Origin of the sequence: Kitasatospora sp. NPDC088264 (assembly GCF_040685715.1) — a bacterium.
GTDB lineage: Bacteria > Actinomycetota > Actinomycetes > Streptomycetales > Streptomycetaceae > Kitasatospora.
This window is the reverse complement of record NZ_JBFBIR010000007.1, coordinates 160,489-179,715: the sequence shown is the minus strand read 5'-3', so window position 1 is coordinate 179,715 and position 19,227 is coordinate 160,489. Positions and strand designations below refer to the sequence as shown.

Annotated in this window: 21 protein-coding genes and 1 riboswitch; of the genes, 13 read left to right on the top strand and 8 right to left on the bottom strand. The window is 70.4% G+C overall.

The window, feature by feature from the left end; genetic code table 11:
* The first annotated feature begins 6 nt into the window (after positions 1 to 6).
* A riboswitch (TPP riboswitch) is annotated at positions 7 to 141 on the top strand.
* From thiC to AB0O82_RS08790, 5 genes are all read left to right on the top strand, one after another.
* On the top strand, positions 137 to 2,023 hold the full coding sequence (gene thiC / locus AB0O82_RS08810; RefSeq protein ID WP_363581592.1) for a phosphomethylpyrimidine synthase ThiC: 1,887 nt from the start codon (positions 137 to 139) through the stop codon (positions 2,021 to 2,023). (Overlaps the previous riboswitch by 5 nt.)
* 107 nt (positions 2,024 to 2,130) lie before the next feature.
* Positions 2,131 to 2,676, top strand: a complete 546-nt coding sequence (locus tag AB0O82_RS08805) for a Uma2 family endonuclease (RefSeq protein ID WP_363581590.1) — start codon at positions 2,131 to 2,133, stop codon at positions 2,674 to 2,676.
* Between the two features lie 79 nt (positions 2,677 to 2,755).
* Positions 2,756 to 2,908 carry a hypothetical protein gene (locus AB0O82_RS08800; RefSeq protein ID WP_363581629.1) on the top strand — a complete coding sequence of 51 codons (153 nt, stop codon included), beginning with the start codon at positions 2,756 to 2,758 and terminating at the stop codon, positions 2,906 to 2,908.
* A 266-nt stretch (positions 2,909 to 3,174) separates the two neighbouring features.
* On the top strand, positions 3,175 to 3,405 hold the full coding sequence (locus AB0O82_RS08795; protein ID WP_363581588.1) for an antitoxin: 231 nt from the start codon (positions 3,175 to 3,177) through the stop codon (positions 3,403 to 3,405).
* Positions 3,402 to 3,809 carry a type II toxin-antitoxin system VapC family toxin gene (locus tag AB0O82_RS08790; RefSeq protein WP_363581586.1) on the top strand — a complete coding sequence of 136 codons (408 nt, stop codon included), beginning with the start codon at positions 3,402 to 3,404 and terminating at the stop codon, positions 3,807 to 3,809. Before AB0O82_RS08795 ends, AB0O82_RS08790 begins: the two co-directional genes overlap by 4 nt.
* Positions 3,810 to 3,870: 61 nt before the next feature.
* Here the strand turns inward: AB0O82_RS08790 and AB0O82_RS08785 are convergent, their stop codons facing one another.
* Positions 3,871 to 4,302 carry a CBS domain-containing protein gene (locus AB0O82_RS08785; protein WP_363581584.1) on the bottom strand — a complete coding sequence of 144 codons (432 nt, stop codon included), beginning with the start codon at positions 4,300 to 4,302 and terminating at the stop codon, positions 3,871 to 3,873.
* Between the two features lie 256 nt (positions 4,303 to 4,558).
* Between AB0O82_RS08785 and AB0O82_RS08780 the strand changes: the two genes are divergently transcribed.
* A complete protein-coding gene (locus tag AB0O82_RS08780; RefSeq protein ID WP_363581582.1) occupies positions 4,559 to 5,065 on the top strand; it encodes a DUF5994 family protein in 507 nt (168 codons plus the stop codon).
* On the opposite strand, the gene AB0O82_RS08775 is transcribed toward AB0O82_RS08780, so the two are convergent.
* From AB0O82_RS08775 to AB0O82_RS08765, 3 genes are all read right to left on the bottom strand, one after another.
* Positions 5,023 to 5,856 carry a hypothetical protein gene (locus tag AB0O82_RS08775; protein WP_363581580.1) on the bottom strand — a complete coding sequence of 278 codons (834 nt, stop codon included), beginning with the start codon at positions 5,854 to 5,856 and terminating at the stop codon, positions 5,023 to 5,025. The genes AB0O82_RS08780 and AB0O82_RS08775 overlap by 43 nt on opposite strands.
* 240 nt (positions 5,857 to 6,096) lie before the next feature.
* Complete coding sequence (locus AB0O82_RS08770) at positions 6,097 to 7,347, bottom strand: metallophosphoesterase (RefSeq protein ID WP_363581578.1); 1,251 nt, start codon at positions 7,345 to 7,347, stop codon at positions 6,097 to 6,099.
* A gap of 114 nt (positions 7,348 to 7,461) precedes the next feature.
* Positions 7,462 to 8,619, bottom strand: a complete 1,158-nt coding sequence (locus AB0O82_RS08765; RefSeq protein WP_363581576.1) for a LacI family DNA-binding transcriptional regulator — start codon at positions 8,617 to 8,619, stop codon at positions 7,462 to 7,464.
* Between the two features lie 383 nt (positions 8,620 to 9,002).
* Between AB0O82_RS08765 and hisC the strand changes: the two genes are divergently transcribed.
* The 5 genes from hisC (at position 9,003) to AB0O82_RS08740 (ending at position 14,467) form a co-directional block, all read left to right on the top strand.
* Positions 9,003 to 10,079 carry a histidinol-phosphate transaminase gene (gene hisC / locus AB0O82_RS08760; protein WP_363581574.1) on the top strand — a complete coding sequence of 359 codons (1,077 nt, stop codon included), beginning with the start codon at positions 9,003 to 9,005 and terminating at the stop codon, positions 10,077 to 10,079.
* Between the two features lie 282 nt (positions 10,080 to 10,361).
* Positions 10,362 to 11,768 (top strand): biotin/lipoyl-binding protein, encoded by a 1,407-nt coding sequence (locus tag AB0O82_RS08755; protein ID WP_363581572.1) that lies wholly within the window; start codon positions 10,362 to 10,364, stop codon positions 11,766 to 11,768.
* Between the two features lie 2 nt (positions 11,769 to 11,770).
* Complete coding sequence (locus AB0O82_RS08750; RefSeq protein WP_350876857.1) at positions 11,771 to 12,574, top strand: ABC transporter ATP-binding protein; 804 nt, start codon at positions 11,771 to 11,773, stop codon at positions 12,572 to 12,574.
* On the top strand, positions 12,571 to 13,782 hold the full coding sequence (locus tag AB0O82_RS08745) for an ABC transporter permease (protein WP_363581570.1): 1,212 nt from the start codon (positions 12,571 to 12,573) through the stop codon (positions 13,780 to 13,782). Before AB0O82_RS08750 ends, AB0O82_RS08745 begins: the two co-directional genes overlap by 4 nt.
* Before the next feature lie 7 nt (positions 13,783 to 13,789).
* Entirely contained in the window at positions 13,790 to 14,467 is a 678-nt protein-coding gene (locus AB0O82_RS08740) for a hypothetical protein (RefSeq protein WP_363581568.1), read from the top strand.
* A gap of 64 nt (positions 14,468 to 14,531) precedes the next feature.
* Here the strand turns inward: AB0O82_RS08740 and AB0O82_RS08735 are convergent, their stop codons facing one another.
* From AB0O82_RS08735 to AB0O82_RS08725, 3 genes are read right to left on the bottom strand one after another with little or no spacing between them, the layout of a single operon-like run.
* Positions 14,532 to 14,657, bottom strand: coding sequence for a hypothetical protein (locus AB0O82_RS08735; RefSeq protein ID WP_363581566.1), 126 nt, complete (start codon positions 14,655 to 14,657; stop codon positions 14,532 to 14,534).
* The gene (locus tag AB0O82_RS08730) at positions 14,657 to 14,911 is read right to left on the bottom strand and encodes a hypothetical protein (protein ID WP_363581564.1); all 255 of its coding nucleotides are present in this window, start codon (positions 14,909 to 14,911) and stop codon (positions 14,657 to 14,659) included. The genes AB0O82_RS08735 and AB0O82_RS08730 overlap by 1 nt, the downstream gene beginning before the upstream one ends.
* A complete protein-coding gene (locus tag AB0O82_RS08725) occupies positions 14,908 to 15,270 on the bottom strand; it encodes an ATP-binding protein (RefSeq protein WP_363581562.1) in 363 nt (120 codons plus the stop codon). The genes AB0O82_RS08730 and AB0O82_RS08725 overlap by 4 nt, the downstream gene beginning before the upstream one ends.
* Positions 15,271 to 15,510: 240 nt before the next feature.
* Here AB0O82_RS08725 and AB0O82_RS08720 point away from each other — a divergent pair, with 240 nt between their 5' ends.
* Together AB0O82_RS08720 and AB0O82_RS08715 are read left to right on the top strand one after the other, a co-directional pair.
* On the top strand, positions 15,511 to 16,371 hold the full coding sequence (locus AB0O82_RS08720; protein ID WP_363581560.1) for a helix-turn-helix transcriptional regulator: 861 nt from the start codon (positions 15,511 to 15,513) through the stop codon (positions 16,369 to 16,371).
* Position 16,372: 1 nt separating this feature from the next.
* Positions 16,373 to 16,573 carry a DUF397 domain-containing protein gene (locus tag AB0O82_RS08715; protein ID WP_363581558.1) on the top strand — a complete coding sequence of 67 codons (201 nt, stop codon included), beginning with the start codon at positions 16,373 to 16,375 and terminating at the stop codon, positions 16,571 to 16,573.
* Between the two features lie 58 nt (positions 16,574 to 16,631).
* Here AB0O82_RS08715 and AB0O82_RS08710 read toward each other — a convergent pair whose 3' ends face one another.
* Positions 16,632 to 18,791 carry a transglycosylase domain-containing protein gene (locus tag AB0O82_RS08710; protein WP_363581556.1) on the bottom strand — a complete coding sequence of 720 codons (2,160 nt, stop codon included), beginning with the start codon at positions 18,789 to 18,791 and terminating at the stop codon, positions 16,632 to 16,634.
* Positions 18,792 to 19,227 lie beyond the last annotated feature (436 nt).

Here is a 19,227-nt window from a genome sequence, read left to right as displayed (position 1 = left end):
AACACCGCCTGCCGACGCGGGAGCTCGGAGCACCGGGCTGAGAGGGCGCTGACCGGGACGTCGACGGACGGACCGACGGCTGCGTCGACCGCAGGAACCTGACCGGGTAATGCCGGCGTAGGGAGTATGAGGTCAGATGACCACGTTCGAAGCACAGCCGCAGCCTGCCCGCAGCACCGGGAACAGCGGCACCGAGGCCGGCAGCACCGAGGCCGCCACCGCCACCGCCACGGCCACCGCCACCGCCACGGCCACCGTCACCAGCGCCGGCACCGGCTACCCCACCCCGGCCTGGCGCAAGGCCTACCGCGAAGGGTCCCGGCCCGACCTGCGGGTCCCGTACCGCGAGGTGCAGCTCACCAACGGCAGGACCGTCCCGCTGTACGACACCTCCGGCCCGTACACCGACCAGGCCTACGAACCCGACGTGCGGCGCGGCCTGCCCGCCCTGCGCGACGCCTGGATCCGCCAGCGCGGCGACGTCGAGGAGTACGACGGCCGCGAGGCGCGCCCCGAGGACGACGGGATCAAGCACACCTCGCCGCGCGGCGGAAACCTGCGCAACCTGGACGCCGTCTTCCCGGGCCGCCCGCGTCGCCCGCTGCGCGGCCGCGGCGGTGCCGCCGTCACCCAACTCGCCTACGCCAAGCGGGGCGTGGTCACCCCCGAGATGGAGTTCGTGGCGCTGCGCGAGGGCCTCGCCCCCGAGTACGTGCGGGCCGAGGTGGCCCGCGGCCGGGCCGTCATCCCGGTCAACGTGAACCACCCCGAGGTGGAGCCGGCGATCATCGGCACCAACTTCCTGGTGAAGATCAACGCCAACATCGGCAACTCCGCCGTCACCTCCTCGATCGAGGAGGAGGTGGAGAAGATGACCTGGGCCACCCGTTGGGGCGCCGACACCGTCATGGACCTCTCCACCGGCCGCAACATCCACACCACCCGCGAGTGGATCCTGCGCAACTCCCCCGTGCCGATCGGCACCGTGCCGCTCTACCAGGCCCTGGAGAAGGTCGACGGCAAGGCCGAGGACCTGAGCTGGGAGGTGTACCGGGACACCGTCGTCGAGCAGTGCGAGCAGGGCGTCGACTACATGACCGTCCACGCCGGCGTCCTGCTCCGGTACGTCCCGCTGACCGCCCGCCGCAAGACCGGCATCGTCTCGCGCGGCGGCTCGATCATGGCCGCCTGGTGCCTGGCGCACCACCAGGAGAACTTCCTCTACACCAACTTCGAGGAGCTCTGCGACATCCTCGCGCGCTACGACGTCACCTTCTCGCTCGGCGACGGCCTGCGCCCCGGCTCCATCGCGGACGCCAACGACGAGGCGCAGTTCGCCGAACTGCAGACCCTCGGCGAACTCGGCCGGATCGCCCGCGAGCGCGACGTCCAGGTGATGATCGAGGGCCCGGGCCACGTCCCGATGCACAAGATCAAGGAGAACATGGATCTCCAGAAGGAGATCTGTGACGAGGCGCCGTTCTACACCCTCGGCCCGCTCACCACCGACGTCGCCCCCGGCTACGACCACATCACCTCGGGCATCGGCGCCGCGATGATCGCCTGGTGGGGCACCGCGATGCTCTGCTACGTCACGCCCAAGGAGCACCTGGGCCTGCCCAACCGCGACGACGTCAAGACCGGCGTGATCACCTACAAGATCGCCGCCCACGCCGCCGACCTCGCCAAGGGCCACCCCGGCGCCCAGGACTGGGACGACGCCCTCTCCGACGCCCGCTTCGAGTTCCGCTGGGAGGACCAGTTCAACCTGGCCCTCGACCCGGAGACCGCCCGCTCCTTCCACGACGAGACCCTCCCCGCCGAACCCGCCAAGACGGCCCACTTCTGCTCCATGTGCGGCCCGAAGTTCTGCTCGATGAAGATCAGCAAAAGCATCAATGAGAAGTTCGGCAACGGTGCGGCCTCGCCCGAGTACGACGAGGAAGCCGTCGAGGGCATGAAGGCCATGTCCGAGGAGTTCAAGGCCCAGGGCAACAAGGTCTACCTCCCGCTGGCCGACTGACGAAGGTCTGACGATGGCGCTGTCCCTTGACACCGAAGAGGCTGTCCTGGGGCAGCGTCTCCTCATCAGCCGGTAGCGTGGTGCTGGGCCATACCCCAGGAGGACAGATGAACCCTGAGCACCTCGCCCTGATCGAGGAGTTCCGCAGGTCCGCCCCGGCGAACTTCAAGATCGAGTTCTCTGGTGACATCGTCATCATGCAGGCGTCGCCCTCGGCCATCCACGAGCGGAACCTCTCCGTTGTCCGCCGACAGTTCGAGGCCCGTGCTCCGGCTGGATACCTCTCCACGGGAAACATGGACCTGACCTCTCCTCAGGTGTCGAAGCTGCGAAACCCAGACCTCACGTATCTCCCCGAAGACGCCATGACGACCACGGAGAACAGGGTTCCGGCTGAGCTGGCTCTCATCGCAGTCGAGATCGTCTCGCCGTCGAACCCGGAGAACGACTGGGTCGGCAAGCTCCGTGACTACCCGCTGATGCAGATCCCGCTCTACCTCTTGGTGGACGCCGCGCAGAAGACCGTCACGCTCTTCAGGGAGCCCGAGGCCGGTCGCTATCGGATGAGGGAAGACGCCGATTTCGGGGAGGTCATCCACATCCCCGAGCCGTTCGGCTTCACCCTCGACACCACGGTTCTGCTCCCGTACTGACGGTCTCGTCCGGTCCGGGCGGTGCGCCAGTGTGGTTGGCCAGCGTGAATGTGCTGGTTCTGGGTTGAAGCTCTGCTCGATGAAGATCAGCCACAAGATCCGCGCCGAGCACGGTGACGGTTCCAGTGCCGTGGAGACCGAGTTCGACGCCGAGGCGCTGGCCGGGATGGCGGAGAAGTCCGCCGAGTTCGCCGCCCAGGGCAACCGGGTCTATCTCCCGCTGGCCGACTGACGTCCAGCTGCACCTCGCTGCCGCCCCGGTGAGCTTCGACGCTTGCCGGGGCGGCACCGTGTCCGCGCACGGAAGGCGGACGGCAACACACTTGTCCGGACTTCGGACGCGGGCACATCCGGCGTACTACGCTGAGCGCTTGTTCAATCACGCTCAGTGAGGAGCCGGTATGCCGTACTCGCCGTTGCTGATCAAGCCCATGAAAGAGGCGTGATCCGGCCGGATGGAGTTCTGCATTTTGCAGCTAGTGGTGCTAGAGTGCAGATATGACGGCACTCACCATCCGAGATGTCCCGGACGACCAGATCCAGACCCTGAAGGTCCGCGCGGCCCAGGCCGGCAAGTCGCTCCAGGCATTCATGCAGGACCTGATCGCAAGAGAAACGTCCAAGCCCACGATGGCGGAGATGATGGAGCGGCTGAACCGGGAGACCACCGCTCGCGTCAGCGCCGCCGACATCGTTTCTGCCATTGACGAGGGGCGAGCCGGGCGTTGATCGTCATCGACTGCTCCGCTCTGGTTCTGGTCCTCACGGCCCACAGCTCGAACGGAGAGCTCATCCGGAGCCGTGTGGCCGAGGCGGGGGACGTCTACGCCCCCACTCTCCTGGACTACGAGATCCAGTCGGCCCTGCTCGGCATGCAGCGTGGCGGCAAGTTGACCGAGAAGGAGGTGGAAAGAGCGGTCGTCGCCTACCGGATGCTTCCCATCGCCAAACGGGAGACGCTGCCGTTCTGGGACAGGGTGAAGAAGCTGCACGCCAACCTCAGCTCCTACGATGCCCAGTACGTCGCCCTGGCGGAAGCCCTCGGCGCACCGCTGGTCACGAGCGACGCGAGGATCAAACGCAGCGGTGCGGCAAAGTGCGAGGTTGAGGTCTTCGCCGCGAGCCATCCCTGACTGACGCAACTCTTCGTAGTGGCGCGGCGTCCCGGCGTCCGGCGGGGCGGGGCGGGGCGGGTCAGGCGAGGGCGGGGGCGGGTTCGAGGAGGACGGTGGCGCGGTCGGCGGTGAGGATGCCGAGGATGTAGCCGTCGTCGTCGACGACGGGCCAGACCGCCATGCGCTTGACCCGCATCGCGATCGCGGCCAGGGCCAGGCCCAGGCCCGGCCAGGCGAACGGGCCGCGCTGGTGCGCCGTGGCGCTGATCGAGGTCCGCTCGGTGGTCCGGGGGTGTTCCAGGAAGGTGTGGAGCCCGGTGCGGGTGACCAGCCCCTCGCACCGGCCGTCGTGGCCGCGGACGAGCAGGTATTCGACGTGGGCGCCGCGCAGGATGTCGTTGGCCTGGTCGACGGTGCTGTCGTCGGCTATCTGGTACTCGCAGGGCTCCATCGCGTCGGCGACCGTGAGGCCGTGGCCGGTGCGTGCCGCCTGCGGGGTGTGAGTGGTCACGGTGGTCACCGCTTCCCGTCCCCGGGTGTCCGGCCGGAACGGCCCGGACGACCCTTCACCCAGAACGAAGCCGGAACGGGTACCGGGATGCGGAATGCCCTGGATGTCTTCGAGCCTACTCCTGTGACGGCAGGCCCGCCGGGGGGTGCCGCGGAGTACCGTTGGGAGACAACCGAGGACATTCCGTATACCGGTACCGGCGCTGGTGTCGCCCTGGGTCATGACAGGTCCTTGCGGACCGGACGGGCGGCTTCTGATGCTGCCGATCCCCCTCCCCGTTCCCACCACTCCCGGGCCGTGGTCCGTGCCCGGAGTCCCGCTGCTGCCACGGCTGGTGCTGGAGCCGACGATGGCGCGGGGCGGGGTGTTCGACGGCGCCTGGTGGCCGCGTTCGAACCGGGTGCTGGCCGAACTGCCGGACCTGGTCACCGCGCTCGGCGCCCACCTGGGGCGCATCATCCGGGTGGGCCTGGACACCTCGGCCTGGGACGGCGTGCCCCGTTCCGTCGTGGTGAACGGCCTCCTGATCAGGATCAACTGGCTCACCAGCAGCAGCGCGACGATCAGCGTCACCCGCGGTTTCCAGGACCACTTCCTCCTCTTGGTCGTGCCGCCCCGCACCGACCCGGAGACGGCCTCCACGGCCATGGCGGCGGCGTCGGCGACCGGCAACCGCACCCCGGCGGCCGAACTCCTGCTGGACTGGCCGGGGTTCGGGTGTCAGGTGACGTCGTCGGGGCTGGTGAAGGCGGGGCTGGTGTAGCCGGGGGCGGTGAAGTCGGGGGCCGGGGTGGGGACGGCGCCGGGGCTGGTGAAGTCGGGTGAGGTGTAGTCGGCGGTGGGGACGGGGCCCGGGCTGGAGAAGTCGGGTGAGGTGTACCCCGGGCTGGTGAACTCGGGGGCGCCGGCGGGGACGGCGGGCAGGTGGGTGTGCAGGTAGGGGAGCAGGCCGCGGTCGCGCAGCGCGGTGCGCCATTCGCGGCGGGCGTCGGCGAGTTCGGCGGCGAGTTCCGGGTCGGTGCCGGCCGGGGCGGCGGCGCCGCCGTCGCGTATGGCGGTGAGGACGAGTCCGATGATGCCGATGGCCATTGCGGCGACTCCGGCGGCGAGGGCGACCCAGCCGGCGGTGACGAGGCTGCGGGCGAGGGTGAGGTCGGGGTTGGCGGCGCGCAGCAGGTAGCCGATGAGCAGCAGGACCAGGGCGGCGGTCCAGGCGAGGACCGGGGTGAGCACGGTGAGGACGGGGAAGAGCCCGGCGCCGCCGTTGGCGGAGCGCAGTTGGGTGAGCAGTCCGGGGGCGATGGGTTCGGCGCCCGGGGGCGGCGGGGGTGTGGTGCGCAGGGTCTCGCGCAGCCGGGTGTAGTGCGTGTACTCGGTGGCGGCCGCGGCGGCGATGGCGTCGGCGTCGCGCAGGGCGCGGACGCGCAGCTGGTCGGTGGTGAGCGCGCCGGGGGCGCGCAGGGCGGTGAGGACGGTGTGGTCGCGCAGGGCTTCGGCGAGGAGGCGCTCGTATTCCGGGCGGTCCTCGGCGAGCAGCGGCGGGGGGTTGGTCATGGGGACCCCGTTCATGCGGACCCCGGTTCGCTCCGCCCCAGGGGCCGCGGGACCCTCAGGGGCGCCGAAACGGGCGCGGAGGCGGGCCGCCGGACGGGCGGCCGGGTGTGGTGTGCCTCATGTTAGGGGCGGGCGCGGCCGTGCTGACAGTCGGTTTCCGGAATTTCGCGCCCCGGCCCGCGCGCGTGCGGTGGCCCGGGCGCCGGGAACGCCCGTTCGACCGGCCCCGGTCCGCGGGCCTCAGCTGACGGGGAGTCGGGCGACGAGCAGGCGCCCTTCCATGGTGACGCCGCCGTCCATGGCCACCGCGAGGTCGTCGGCGTAGACGTAGGGGCCGGGGATGTGCGGCGGCTGGCCGTCGTCGGCGTGCACCGCGCCGGTGAGGTACGGGATGGGGCTGTGCCCGTGCACGATGCGGGTGCCGCCGTAGGTGTCGAGGAGTTCGTGGACGGCCGTCGGGCCGGCGTCGCCGCGGAAGGCGAAGCGCTTGGTGAAGCGGCGGAAGCAGTCCCACCACTCGTCGACGCCCTCGTCGGCGAGCAGGCTGTGGACGGCGTCGTTGACGTCGGGGATGGACTCGCCGTACTCCAGGTACGCGGTGGTGTCGGAGTGCAGCAGCAGGTGGCCGTCCTCCAGCGCGATGGCGGGCAGCCGGGAGAGCCAGCTGATGTGGTGGCCCTCCAGCCGGTCCAGGTCGTGCTGCTGGCCGCCGTTGAGCCGCCAGGCGGCGAGGAAGGAGGCGGTGCCGGCGGTGGACTGGACGGGTTCGTCGCCGTACCGGGCGGCGCCGAGGAAGAGCAGCTCGTGATTGCCCATCAGGGCGCGGCAGTAGCCGCCGGCGGCGGCGGCTTCGGCGGCGAGCTGCATCACGAGGTCGATGACGCCGATGCCGTCGGGGCCGCGGTCGGTGAAGTCGCCGAGGAACCAGATCCGGGAGCGGCCGGCGGACCAGTGGCCTTCGGCGTCGATCAGGCCCTGGTGGCGCAGCTCGGCGCGCAGCTCCTCCAGGTAGCCGTGCACGTCGCCGACGACGTAGAGCGGGCCGGGGGGCTCGCCGGGGCCGGGGGCGGGGTACGGGTAGCTGGGTGCGGAGGGGTCGGGCAGCGGCGGGCCGAGTTCGATGGTCGGCGGGTCGTCGCGGCCGGGGGCCTGGTGGGCGTGGTCCTGGTGGGCGGGGGACTGCTGGTCGGGCAGGGCCGGTTCGTAGCCGGGGTGGTCCTGGTGGGAACCGGGGTGGTCCTGGTGGGAGAAGAGCGGGGCGTTCTCCGGGGCGTGCACGGTGTGGTCCTGCCCGTCGGCGGGCCAGTGCTGCTCCAGGTAGCGGGCTCCGCCGTAGCCGCTGTAGGTCTCCGCTTCGTACGGCGTGCCGGGGTAGCCGGTGGCGGGCTCCGGTTCGTAGTAGGTGCCGTACGGCAGCACGTCGAGGTCCGGCTGGTGGCGGGGGCCTGAGTCGGGGTGTTCAGGCCCGGGGAAGCGGTCCTCGGGTGTCATTCGCCCATCATAGGAAGACCACTCTCCCGGCGTCGTCACCTGGTGGGTATCCAATCCTCCGGAGCGTCAGCCGGGCCGTCCCGCAAGGTCCGTTTTGTCCCGGCTCGGTATGGTCTAGACCTCGCCCGGGAGTCGGGGAGGGCTGACGGTGGTGCGCGGGCTCCGGCGCTGGGAGGACGCGCGAACGATCAGCTCGGTCGGCATCAGGGTGCCCGGTGGCGGGCCGGTGCCGGCGGTGCGGAAGCGCGGCGGGAAGAGCCGGGCGATGTCGACGCCCGTCCCGGAGTCGACGCCCTCGATGGCGTCGATGAGCAGGTTGACCACGGTGGTGCCGATCCGGCGGGGCTTGAGGGAGAGCGTGGTGATCGGCGGTTCGGTGGTGGCGTAGACGTCGCTCTCGCTGCAGCAGACCAGCAGCAGGTCGTCGGGGACCCGCAGGCCGTAGCGGCGGGCGGCGGCGAGCAGGTCGGTGCCGTTGGGGTCGAACAGGCCGTAGACGGCGTCGGGCCGGTCGGGGCGGGCGAGCAGCCGGTCGGCGGCGACGGCGCCGGCGGCCGGGTCGTGCGCGGGGTAGGCCTCGTAGACCGGCTCCTGGCCGACCTTGGTGCACCAGCCGAGGTAGGCCTCGGTGGAGAGCCGGGTGTAGGTGTCGGTGCTGGTGCCGGTGAGCAGGCCGATGCGGCGGGCACCGGCCTCGGAGAGGTGGTCGAGGATGCCGAGCACGGCGGCCTCGTGGTCGTTGTCGACCCAGGCGGTGACCGGGCAGTTGCCGGGCTTGCCGTCGCTGACGACCGGGACGCCGGACCGGTACAGCTCGCTGACCAGAGGGTCCTGGTCGGGCGGGTCGATCACCACGGTGCCGTCCAGGGCGATGTTGCCCCAGACGTCGTGGCGGGAGGAGGCGGGCAGCACCACCAGCGCGTAGCCGCGGCCGAGGGCGGCGCTGGTGGCGGCCCGGGCCATCTCGGCGAAGTACGCGAACTCCGTGAAGGTGAACGGTTCTTCACCGTAGGTCGTGACGGTCAGCCCGATCAGGCCGGACCGTCCGGTGCGCAGGGTGCGGGCGGCCGCGGAGGGCCGGTAGCCGAGGCGCTCGGCGACCTCGCGCACCCGGCTGCGGGTCTCGTCGGGCAGGCGGCCCTTTCCGTTCAGCGCGTCGGAGACGGTGGTGATCGACACTCCGGCGGCTGCTGCCACATCCCGGATGCCGGCCCGTTCCAGACGCCGTGAGGTGGTGGGACGCCGACCGCTCTGGTTGGCTGCTGCTGTCATGGCGGACCGATCGTATGGCTCCTGACAAGGGTCTGTGACCGGCGCATCGGGAGCCCTCGGAGATACGTTTCTCCAAGAGTGAGCCGGGGTGCGCTCCTTCGATACCCGCACGAAACCAGCCGTCTTACCTCTGACATGTGCCAAAGGAACCCGGCAGAATGGCTGATCTGCGCCTGTCACCCGACCGGGCATCTCACCCCTACGGGTGAGCGCGGTCGGTATCGTTCAAGGCACCCGACCGGGGTGCCCCGGACGCGTTCCGAGATCCCGGGCACGGTGGCGATCCCACAGGTGGCGGGGGCGACCGCACCGGAGAACACGCGCCGAACACGCGCCGAACGCGTGCCGAACGCGCGCGGACAGCATCGAGAAGGAGTAGGACCGTGACGAGTACGTCAGCGCAGGGCCCGCGGCTGCGGCCGACCCTGGACGGCATCCCCACCTACAAGCCCGGCAAGCCGGCCGGCGCCGACGCGTACAAGCTGTCCTCCAACGAGAACCCGTACGACCCGCTGCCCGGCGTGCTGGAGGCGGCGGTCGCGGCGGCCGGCTCGCTCAACCGCTACCCCGACATGGCCGTCGGCGAGCTCAGCGAGGTGCTGGCCGAGCGCTTCGGCGTGCCCGTCGAGCACATCGCCACCGGCACCGGCTCGGTCGGCGTCGCCCAGTCGCTGATCCTCGCCACGGCGGGCCCCGGCGACGAGGTGGTCTTCGCCTGGCGCTCCTTCGAGGCGTACCCGATCATCACCCAGGTCGCCGGCGCGACCCCCGTCCCGGTGCCGATCACCGAGGCCGGCGACCACGACCTGGACGCGATGCTCGCCGCGATCACCCCGAAGACCCGGCTGGTGTTCGTCTGCAACCCCAACAACCCCACCGGCAACGTGATCCACCGCGCCGAGCTGGAGCGCTTCCTGGACGCCGTCCCGTCCGACGTCCTGGTGGTCGTCGACGAGGCGTACATCGAGTTCATCCGCGACCCCGAGGTGCCCAACGGCATCGACCTCTACCGGGACCGCCCCAACGTCTGCGTGCTGCGCACCTTCTCCAAGGCGTACGGCCTCGCGGGCATGCGGGTCGGCTTCGCGATCGCGCACGAGCCGGTGGCCAACGCGCTGCGCAAGACCGCCGTCCCGTTCGGCGTCAGCCAGCTCGCCCAGAACGCCGCCGTCGCCTCGGTGCGCGCCGAGCAGGCGCTGCTGGAACGGGTGGACGCGCTGGTCGAGGAGCGCACCCGGGTGGTGGCCGGGCTGCGCGCCCAGGGCTGGGAGATCCCGGACTCGCAGGCCAACTTCGTCTGGCTGGGGCTCGGCGAGCGCTCGCAGGAGTTCGCCGTCGCGTGCGCCGAGGCCGGGGTGATCGTCCGGCCGTTCCCGGAGGGCGTCCGGATCTCGATCGGCGAGACCGAGGGCAACTCGATCTTCCTCTCGGTGGCCGAGGCGTTCCGCAAGTCGCTCTGATCCCTCCCTTCTCCGTAGGGGCGCGCCGTTCGCGGTGCGCCCCTACGGCGTTCCCGGGGGTCTGGGGCCGGTCGGCGGTGGGACCCGGGGCGCTGCCGGATGGCTGGAGATCACCGGAACTCACTGGGAGCCCGCTGGGAGTTCGGCCAACGACGGCCCACGGCACGGCCAAGGCGCCCGCGCGAACCGGGCGGTGTGACCGGAATGCCCGGATCCGCCCGGTCAGTCTTCTCCCAGCCCGCGCCCAGGGCTCCGCAAGAGCGCCCAGGAAAGCTGTCCGGCATGAAGGTGCTCCCGCGACGGCGAGGCGTCGTCCTCGTCAACTCCGCGCTCGGCGTGGCGCTCCTGGGCGGTGCCGCCCTGGTGTACGCCACAGTGAACAGCGGCACCAGTGCCGCCGCCGGCAAGACCCAGATCCGTACGGCGACCGTGGCCAAGGGAACGGTCCTGGCCACCGTGTCCGGAACCGGCACCCTGGTCTCACCGACCGACGCGGCCCAGGACTTCGCGACCGGCGGCCGGCTCACCTCGGTCAAGGTCGCGGTGGGGGACGCCGTCAAGAAGGGCCAGGTGCTCGCCACCGTCGACACCACGGCCGCCCAGCAGCAGGTGGACGCCGCCCAGGCGTCCCTCACCACGGCCAACGCCAACCTCACCAAGGCGCAGGCCGGTGTCACCACCACGACCACCCAGCCGCTGCCGGGTGCGACCTCCGGCGCCGGCGGCAACGGCGGCGGTGGTGGGGACCGCGGAGCGGGCGCGAACAGCACGCCCGCTCCGCAGACCACCACCATCACCACCACCAAGGTCGACGACGCGGCCGTCGCCCAGGCCCAGCAGCAGGTCGCCACCGCGCAGACCACCCTCGCCAACGCCCAGGCGGCGCTGACCGGCACCACCCTGACCGCCTCGGTGGACGGGACGGTCGCGTCCGTCTCGGCGAAGGTCGGCGACACCGTGGGCGCGAGCTCCGGCGGCTCGTCCGGCTCGTCGGGCTCCACCGGATCGACCGGGTCGACCGGCAAGTCGTCCACCGGCAGCGCCGCCTCGGGCGGCGCGCCGAGCGGCTTCATCGTGCTGACCAACCCGACCGGGATGCAGGTCACCGCCAACTTCTCCGAACTGGACTCGCTCAAGCTCAAGAAGGGCGAGGCGGCCACCGTCACCCTGAACGCGCAGTCCGACACCAAGTTCAACGCCAGTGTCCTGTCCGTCAGTTCGCTGCCCAGCAGCAGCGGCGGCAGCGCCGGCTCGACGGCCGTCCAGTACGCCGCCACGCTCCAGCTCAGCGGTGACACCAGCGCGCTGCGCACCGGCCTCAGCGCCACCGTCCAGGTGATCACCGGCGAGGCGGACAGCGCGCTGTCGCTGCCCACCTCCGCGCTCTCCGGCACCGGCGCCAGCCGCACCGCGACCGTGGTGCACCCGGACGGCTCCAGCGAGCGGGTCAGCGTCGGGGTCGGCGTCGAGGGCGACAGCACGGTGCAGGTGGTCTCCGGGCTGAAGGAGGGCGACAAGGTCGAACTCCCCACCACCAGCGGCGGCAACGGCTTCCCGAACGCCTCCTTCCCGGGGATCGGCGGCGGCCAGGGCCGTGGCGGCCAGGGCGGCGGCGCCGGCCTGGCGGGCGTCGGCGGGGGCGGCGGTGCCGCCGGCGGCGGCGGGGCCGGCCGGGGCGGTAAGGGCTGAGCATGCGTCACGTCATCGACAAGCGCGTCCCGGCGGCGCCCCCGCCCGTCATCCAGCTGCGCCGGATCACCAAGGCGTACGGGCACGGCGACGCCGTCGTGCACGCGCTGCACGGCCCGGAGGACCCGGACACCGGCGGCCCGCTCGGCGTCAGCCTGAACATCCACCAGGGCGACTACGTCGCGGTGATGGGCAGCTCCGGCTCCGGCAAGTCCACCATGATGAACATCCTCGGCTGCCTGGACGTCCCGACCGCCGGCCGCTACCTGCTGGACGGCATCGACGTCGGCCACCTCGACGAGGGGCAGCTCGCGCTGGTCCGCAACCGCAAGATCGGCTTCGTCTTCCAGTCCTTCAACCTGATCCCGCGCACCACCGCGCTCGCCCAGGTCGAGCTGCCGCTCGCCTACGCGGGCGTCCGGGCCTCGGAGCGGCGCCGCCGAGCCCTGGCCGCGCTCTCCCTGGTCGGCCTCGCCGAGCGCGCCGGGCACCGGCCCAACCAGCTCTCCGGCGGCCAGCAGCAGCGCGTCGCGGTCGCCCGGGCGCTGGTCACCGCACCGGCGATGCTGCTCGCCGACGAGCCCACCGGCAACCTGGACAGCCGCTCCACCGAGGAGGTCCTCGACCTCGTCGACGCGCTCAACGCCACCGGCCGCACCGTCGTCCTGATCACCCACGAGGACGAAGTCGCGCGGCACGCCAAGCGGGTGCTCCGGCTGGTCGACGGCCGGATCGTCAGCGACGTTCGGCAGGCCCCGGTGGACGGGCCGCCGCCGCTGCTGCGCGAACTGGGGGTGTCGGCGTGATCCTCTGGCAGATGCTCCGCTTCGCGGTCGGCGGCCTGGCCGCCAACAAGGTGCGCTCGGCGCTCACCATGCTCGGGGTGCTGATCGGCGTCGCCTCGGTGATCCTGCTGCTGGCCGTCGGCAACGGTTCGTCGGTGGCGGTGAAGGAGTCGATCACCTCGCTCGGCACCAACTCGCTCACGGTCAGCTCCGGTTCGGCCAGCGGCGGCGCCCGTGCCACCTCCTCGGTGAAGAAGCTGACGGTCGCCGACGCCAAGGCACTGGCCGCCGACACCGACTCGACCGCGATCAGGTCGGTCGCCCCGGTGGTCACCACCAGCGGGACGGCGCTGTACGGGGACATCTCGTACAGCCCCGGCTCGATCGTCGGCACCTACCCGGCGTACTTCGAGACCGCCAACCAGAAGGTCGCGCACGGCGAGTACTTCACCGACGACGACGTGCTCGGCTCGCGCAAGGTCGCGGTGCTCGGCGCCACGACGGCCAAGCAGCTGTTCGACACCGTGGACCCGGTCGGCAAGAAGATCGTCCTCGGCGGCACCCCGTTCACCGTGGTCGGCGTGCTCCAGGCCAAGGGCGGCAGCGGCTTCACCGACCCGGACGACGTGGTGATCGCCCCGCTGCCGACCGTGCAGAACGCCTTCACCGGCTTCGGGGCCGTCAACCAGATCCTGGTGCAGGCCAGTTCGGCCGACAGCACGACCGCGGCCCAGGCCGAGATCACCCGGGTGCTGCTCGGCACCCACGCGATCGCCGACCCGACCAAGGCCGACTTCCGGATCACCAGCCAGTCCTCGCTGCTCACGGCGAGGGAGAGCACCACGAAGACCTTCACCGTGCTGCTCGGCGCGGTGGCGGCGATCTCGCTGCTCGTCGGCGGGATCGGGATCACCAACATCATGCTGGTGACGGTCACCGAGCGGACCAGGGAGATCGGCATCCGCAAGGCGCTCGGCGCCCCGCGCGCGGTGATCCTCGGGCAGTTCCTGACCGAGTCGACCCTGCTCTCCGTGCTAGGCGCCGGTCTCGGGGTGGCCGCCGGGATCGCCGGCTCGCACTTCAGCATCGTCGGCATCAAACCGGTGGTGATCCCCGAATCCGTGATCGGCGCGTTCGGCATCGCCGTCGCCATCGGGCTGTTCTTCGGCAGCTACCCCGCCAACCGGGCCGCCTCGCTGCGGCCGATCGACGCCCTCCGGCACGAGTAGGACTCCCATGAGCAACGAGATCGCCACGGTCAGCAGCAGCACGCCGGCCGAGCAGGTCGCCCTGCTCGCCACCCCGCCGGACGCCCGCGACGTCACCGCCGAGCTCGCCGCCCCGCCGCGGCGCAAGCTGCCCTGGCTCAGCCTGGTGCTGGCGGGGGGCGTCATCGCCAGCGGGGCCTTCGCGGGCGGGGTCTGGTACCAGCAGAACCACGGGACGAAGAGCGGCTCCTCGCACGCGACGGCCTCTGGCGCTGTGCCGCAGCAGCGGGCGGCCGGGGCGGCCGGGGCGAGCGGTGGCGGGTACGGGCAGGGCGGCTCCCGCCGGGGTGGTCAGGGTGGTGGTCAGGGCCAGGGCACTGGTCAGAGCCAGGGCGGGCAGGCCGGGCTCACCCGGGGCACGGTCAAGGCCGTCGACGGCACCACCGTCTACCTGACAGACGCCAACGGCAACACCGTCAAGGTCACCACCGGCGACGCGACGAAGGTCCAGCTCAACAAGGAGGGCAAGGTCGCCGACCTCCAGCCCGGCCAGAGCGTGACCGTCGTCGGCACCCCCGACGCCAACGGCGGCTACGCGGCCAGCCAGCTCGTCGAAGGCGCGGCCGCCGGTGCGGGTGGCGCGGGTGGCTTCGGCGGCGGTGGCTTCGGCGGTGGCGGTGCTCCCAGGAACCCGTCCGGGGGCTGACCCCGTAGCTCCCGGACGCCGCGAGGCCCTCGCCCATCCCTGGGGCGAGGGCCTTCGCATGTGGTCAGCGCTGGTTGTCGCGTTCGTCGCCGGGGTGTGGCGTTTTGAGGGTCGCGATGGCACCGAGGGCCACGATGACGATCGCGGGCGCGAGGAGGAAGACCAGGGCCGCGCCGACGAAGAAGCTCATCACCCCCACGCCTCGTCCCGTTCCACGTCGCGGAGGAGGTGGAGGAGGTTGAGCAGAGTGCTCACGGGGGCGTTGCCGAAGTCGACGAGGATCCGGCCGTCGAGGGTGGTCTCGTGGGGGAAGGCGGAGCCCCAGAGGAGACCGTAGGAGCGTCCGCGCTGGTGCACCTCGCCGAGCAGGGCGACGATCTGGGGCGGGGTGTAGTCGCGCATCCGGGGGTCGTCCGGCGCGACGGGTTCGCGGGCGGCGCTCACGCGGCGAAGTCCAGCTCGTACCAGACCGTTTTGCCGCGCTCCTGGGTGTCCACGCCCCAGCGGTGCGTGAGCCCCTCGATGAGCTGGAGCCCCCGGCCGGCGGTGGCCAGGTCGGGGAGCTGGTGTCGCTCGGGGAGGACGTCGCTCTCGTCCGAGACGGAGACCCGGAGGGTGCCGCCGAGGAGGGAGAGGAGGACGACGGGGGAGGCGGTCTTACCGTGTCGCCACGCGTTGACGACCAGTTCGGCCAGGGCGAGTTCGGCGAAGAAGATGGTCTCGGCGTCCCACCCGGAGCGGGTCAGGGCGTCCCGCAGGGACTGCCGGGCGAGCGCGAGCGAGGGGGTGTTGAGGGTGCACACGGGAACCTCCGCGAGGCTGCTGGTGTGGGGAGGGGGGATGCCTTCAGCGTGCGGGCAGCAGGCGCCTACTACCCGGCGAACAGGCATTGCTGACGATCCGTCGGATCGATCTGGGGTTGACGATAGCGCATCGGAACTTAAATTTAGGTAGTTGCGAGGAAGATCCCTCTCCCGGGGGACGGATGGTCCTTGCCGTAGCCGACGCGGCACACTGATCCCACAGGATGTTGAGAGGACGCCATGCCAGGTCGCCACAACCCAACCCTTCGTCAGCGTCGCCTGGGCGCTGAACTGAGAAAGATGAGAGAGCAAGCGGGCCTCGGGGGCAGCCAACTTGCTCGTGTGCTCGGAGTGAGCCCTGCCCAGGTGACGCAGATGGAGAGCGGGAAGACCAGCGTCAGTGTGGACCGGCTCCGTACAGTCGCCGATGCCTGCGAGTGCTACAACCAGCCGCTCATCGACGCCCTCAACGGCATCATCACAGTGCGAGACAAGGGTTGGTGGGAGCAGTACCGCAACCACATCCCCGACGTCTTCCTCGAATCCGCCGAGCACGAGGACTTCGCGGCAACGACGATCAGGGTTTGCGCGTCGACGTTCCTTCCGGGACTTCTGCAGACAGACGACTACACACGAGGAATCTTCAGTCGACGGATCCCTCGACTTCCTGCCGACGAACTCGATCTGCATGTCGCGTTCCGTTCGGAGCGCAGAACAAGGGTCCTTCAGGGCCCTCGGAAGAAGCTCGAAGCCTATCTACATGAGTCCAGTCTGCTCACACGCTTCGGTGGCACCGACGTGCTGCGAGGGCAGCTTCACAGCCTGATCGATGACTCCCTCAGGGATGACATAAGCATCCGCGTCATCCCCTTCACCGCCCACACCTATCCCGGACCGGTCGAGAGCCTCATCTACACCTCCGGGGAGGTACCCGAGCTTGATACGGCCGAGGTGGAGTCATCGCAGGGCCCGATTTTCTTCGACGCCCCGAGCGAGCTTGAGTCCTATCGTGAAGTCTTCAACCGCATCGAGAAGGCTGCTCTCAATGGCGAGGATTCGCGAGATCTGATCCATCGCACGGCCAAGAACCTGAAAGGCTGAGATGTCTCAAGACCAATGGCAGAAGTCGTCCTTCAGTAGCTCCAGCGACAACTGTGTGGAGGTCCGCGCGGTCGCCGGACTGATCGAACTCCGGGAGTCCGACGAGGGCGAGGTCATCGTCCGCACCACCGCCCTCAAGTTCGCCGCGTTCCTCCGGGGCGCGAAGGCCGGGGAGTTCGACCACTTCACCGGTGACGCCTGAGCGAAACGATCCGGCGGCCCCTTGCTGCTCTCGCAAGGGGCCGCCGGTGTGACTGCTGTCAGTGCTGCGGGCCGGGCGGGGTGGTGGCGGGGGCGCCCGTGCCGGTGCCGGTGTTGTTCGGGTCGGACTTGGGTGCCGGGTCGGGGATGTCGGCCATCGGCAGGGACTTCTTGGGCGTGCCGCGCAGGGCCTGGTTCATGGCGTCCTGCCAGATCGGGCCGGGGCCGTCGGCGCCGAACACCTCGCTGTGGTACTTCCCGTTGATGGTGATGTTGCGCATCTCGACGCCGCCGTTGGGGCCGCCGAGCCAGACGGCGGTGGCGAGCTGCGGGGTGTAGCCGTTGAACCAGGCGGCCCGCTTGCGGTCCGAGGTGCCGGTCTTGCCGGCGATCTGCCGGTTGTCGTCCAGGTTGAGCGCCGCGCCGGTGCCCTTGTTCTCGGTCACGCCGTTCAGGACGGTGTTCATCGCCCGCGCCGTGTCATCGGAGAACGCCTTCTCGCACTGGCCGGCCGGGACGGGGACGTCCTTGCCGTCCACGGTGGTGATCTTGTTGATGGCGATCGGGGCGCAGTGCGTGCCCTGGGCGGCGAAGGTCGCGTAGATGTTGGCCATGGTCAGCGGGCTCATCTCCTCCACTCCCAGCGCCATCGCGGGGACCTCCTCCAGCGGCTTGCCGCTGGCCTTGCCGGTGACGCCCAGCTTGTTGGCCATCTGCTTGACCGCGCAGAGGCCGATCTCCTGCTCCATCTGCACGAAGTAGGTGTTGACCGAGAGCGCCATCGCCTGCTTCAGCTGGTAGGGGCCCTTCTCGTTCTCGCTTTCGTTGGGCACCACCGTCTTGGGCCGGCCCTGGTTCTTCCAGGTGCCCTCGCAGGTCTTCATCGTCGGGTACTCGAGCTTGTTCGGGGCCGAGTACTCCTGGGTCGCCGGCAGGCCGGCCTCCAGGGCGGCGGCCGCGACGACCGGCTTGAACGTGGAGCCGGGCTGGAAGCCGTTGCCGCCGCCCATCGCCGCGTCGACGTTGAGGTTGACGACGGTCTGGTTCTTGTTGGCGTCCAGGCCGTACGGGCGGGTCTGGGCCATGGCGAGGATCTTGCCGGTGCCCGGCTCGACCATGGTGGCGGCGGCCGAGACGCTGTCGGTGATCTTCACGTTGGAGGTCACGGCGTTCTGGGCGGCAGCCTGCTTGTCCGGGTCCAGCGTGGTGTAGATGTTCAGGCCGCCGGTGTCCCAGAACTTCTTGCGGTCGGCGGCGCTCTGGCCGAACGCCGGGTCCTGCTTGACCACGTGCCGGACGTAGTCGCAGAAGAAGCCCATGCCGCCCTGGGCGGTGGCGGTGATGCAACCGTTCTGCGGGTCCTTGAAGTTGAGACCCAGCGGGGCGGCCTTCGCCTCCTTGGCCTGGTCCGCGGTGATGTGCTTGTTCTCCAGCATCTTGTCGATGACCGTGTCCCGCCGTTTCTGCGCGGCCACCGGGTGCAGCTTCGGGTCGTACTGGGAGGGGTTCTGCACCAGCCCGGCCAGCATGGCGGCCTCGGCGATGGTCAGGTCCTTGTTGCTCTTGCTGAAGTAGCGCTGGGAGGCGGCCTCCACGCCGTAGGCGCCGTTCCCGTAGTACGTGATGTTGAGGTAGTTGGTGAGGATCTGGTCCTTCGACAGGTCCTCCTCCAGCTTGATCGCGACCTTGAGCTCCTGGATCTTGCGACCCAGGGTCTTGCGCTGCGCTTCCTGTACCGCGGCCTGGTCCTCGCCCGCCTTCTCGACGTTGACGTTCTTCACGTACTGCTGGGTCAGCGTCGAGGCACCCTGCGAGGCGGTGCCGCTCTCGGCGTTCTTGCTGATCGCGCGGAGCACGCCCTTGAGGTCGACGGCGCCGTGCTCGTAGAACCGGGCGTCCTCGATGTCGACTTGAGCCTGTCGCATGAACGGCGACATCTGCTCAGGGGTGATGACCGTGCGGTCGCGCTCGTACACCTTGGCGATCAGGCCGCCCTTGGCGTCGAAGATCTGCGTCGCCTGGGTGAGCGGCGGAGTCTTGAAGTCACTGGGGATGTCCTCGAAGCCCTCCGCCGTGCCCTTGGCGGTCAGCCCGAAACCGCCGGCGGCGGGCAGGGCGAGGCCAGCCAGCAGCACACCGGACACCACGCTCGCCGCCAGGAAGATCGCACCGAAGCGGGCCAGCCGGAGCGGCGTCCTGCGGGGCGGGGGGAGAGCCACACTGTCGGAGGAATTCAATATCGGAGGGAGATTCGATTCCATCCCGGAATGCTAGTCCTCACGCACTCTGCGGATCGAACGTTTTTTCGCTCAAGGCTGTCACGGCTGTGCAACAGCTAGCGGAAGTCGACCGCGGCGCGTCAAATCGCATACGCACCAAATTGGCGCAATAGAAATACAGGCCGCCTTTAACTAATCCAGCCCCCCCAGCGACACACCACGGACCACGCCTGCGGCACCCGTGGCTCCCGCCTACCGCGCCCTCCCCTCTCGCGGCCCTGACACCACTTAGATGCCGCGAACGGGCCGAAAGGTTGCCTACGCCCGGTGAGCCCCGACGCCGACTCGTGCGATCCGCCCCCACCCAGCCCCACCGACGGCACCCCTGCGCGCCCCGCACCCAGTCGCCGGCGGTACGTCACGGCGCTGCCCGCGC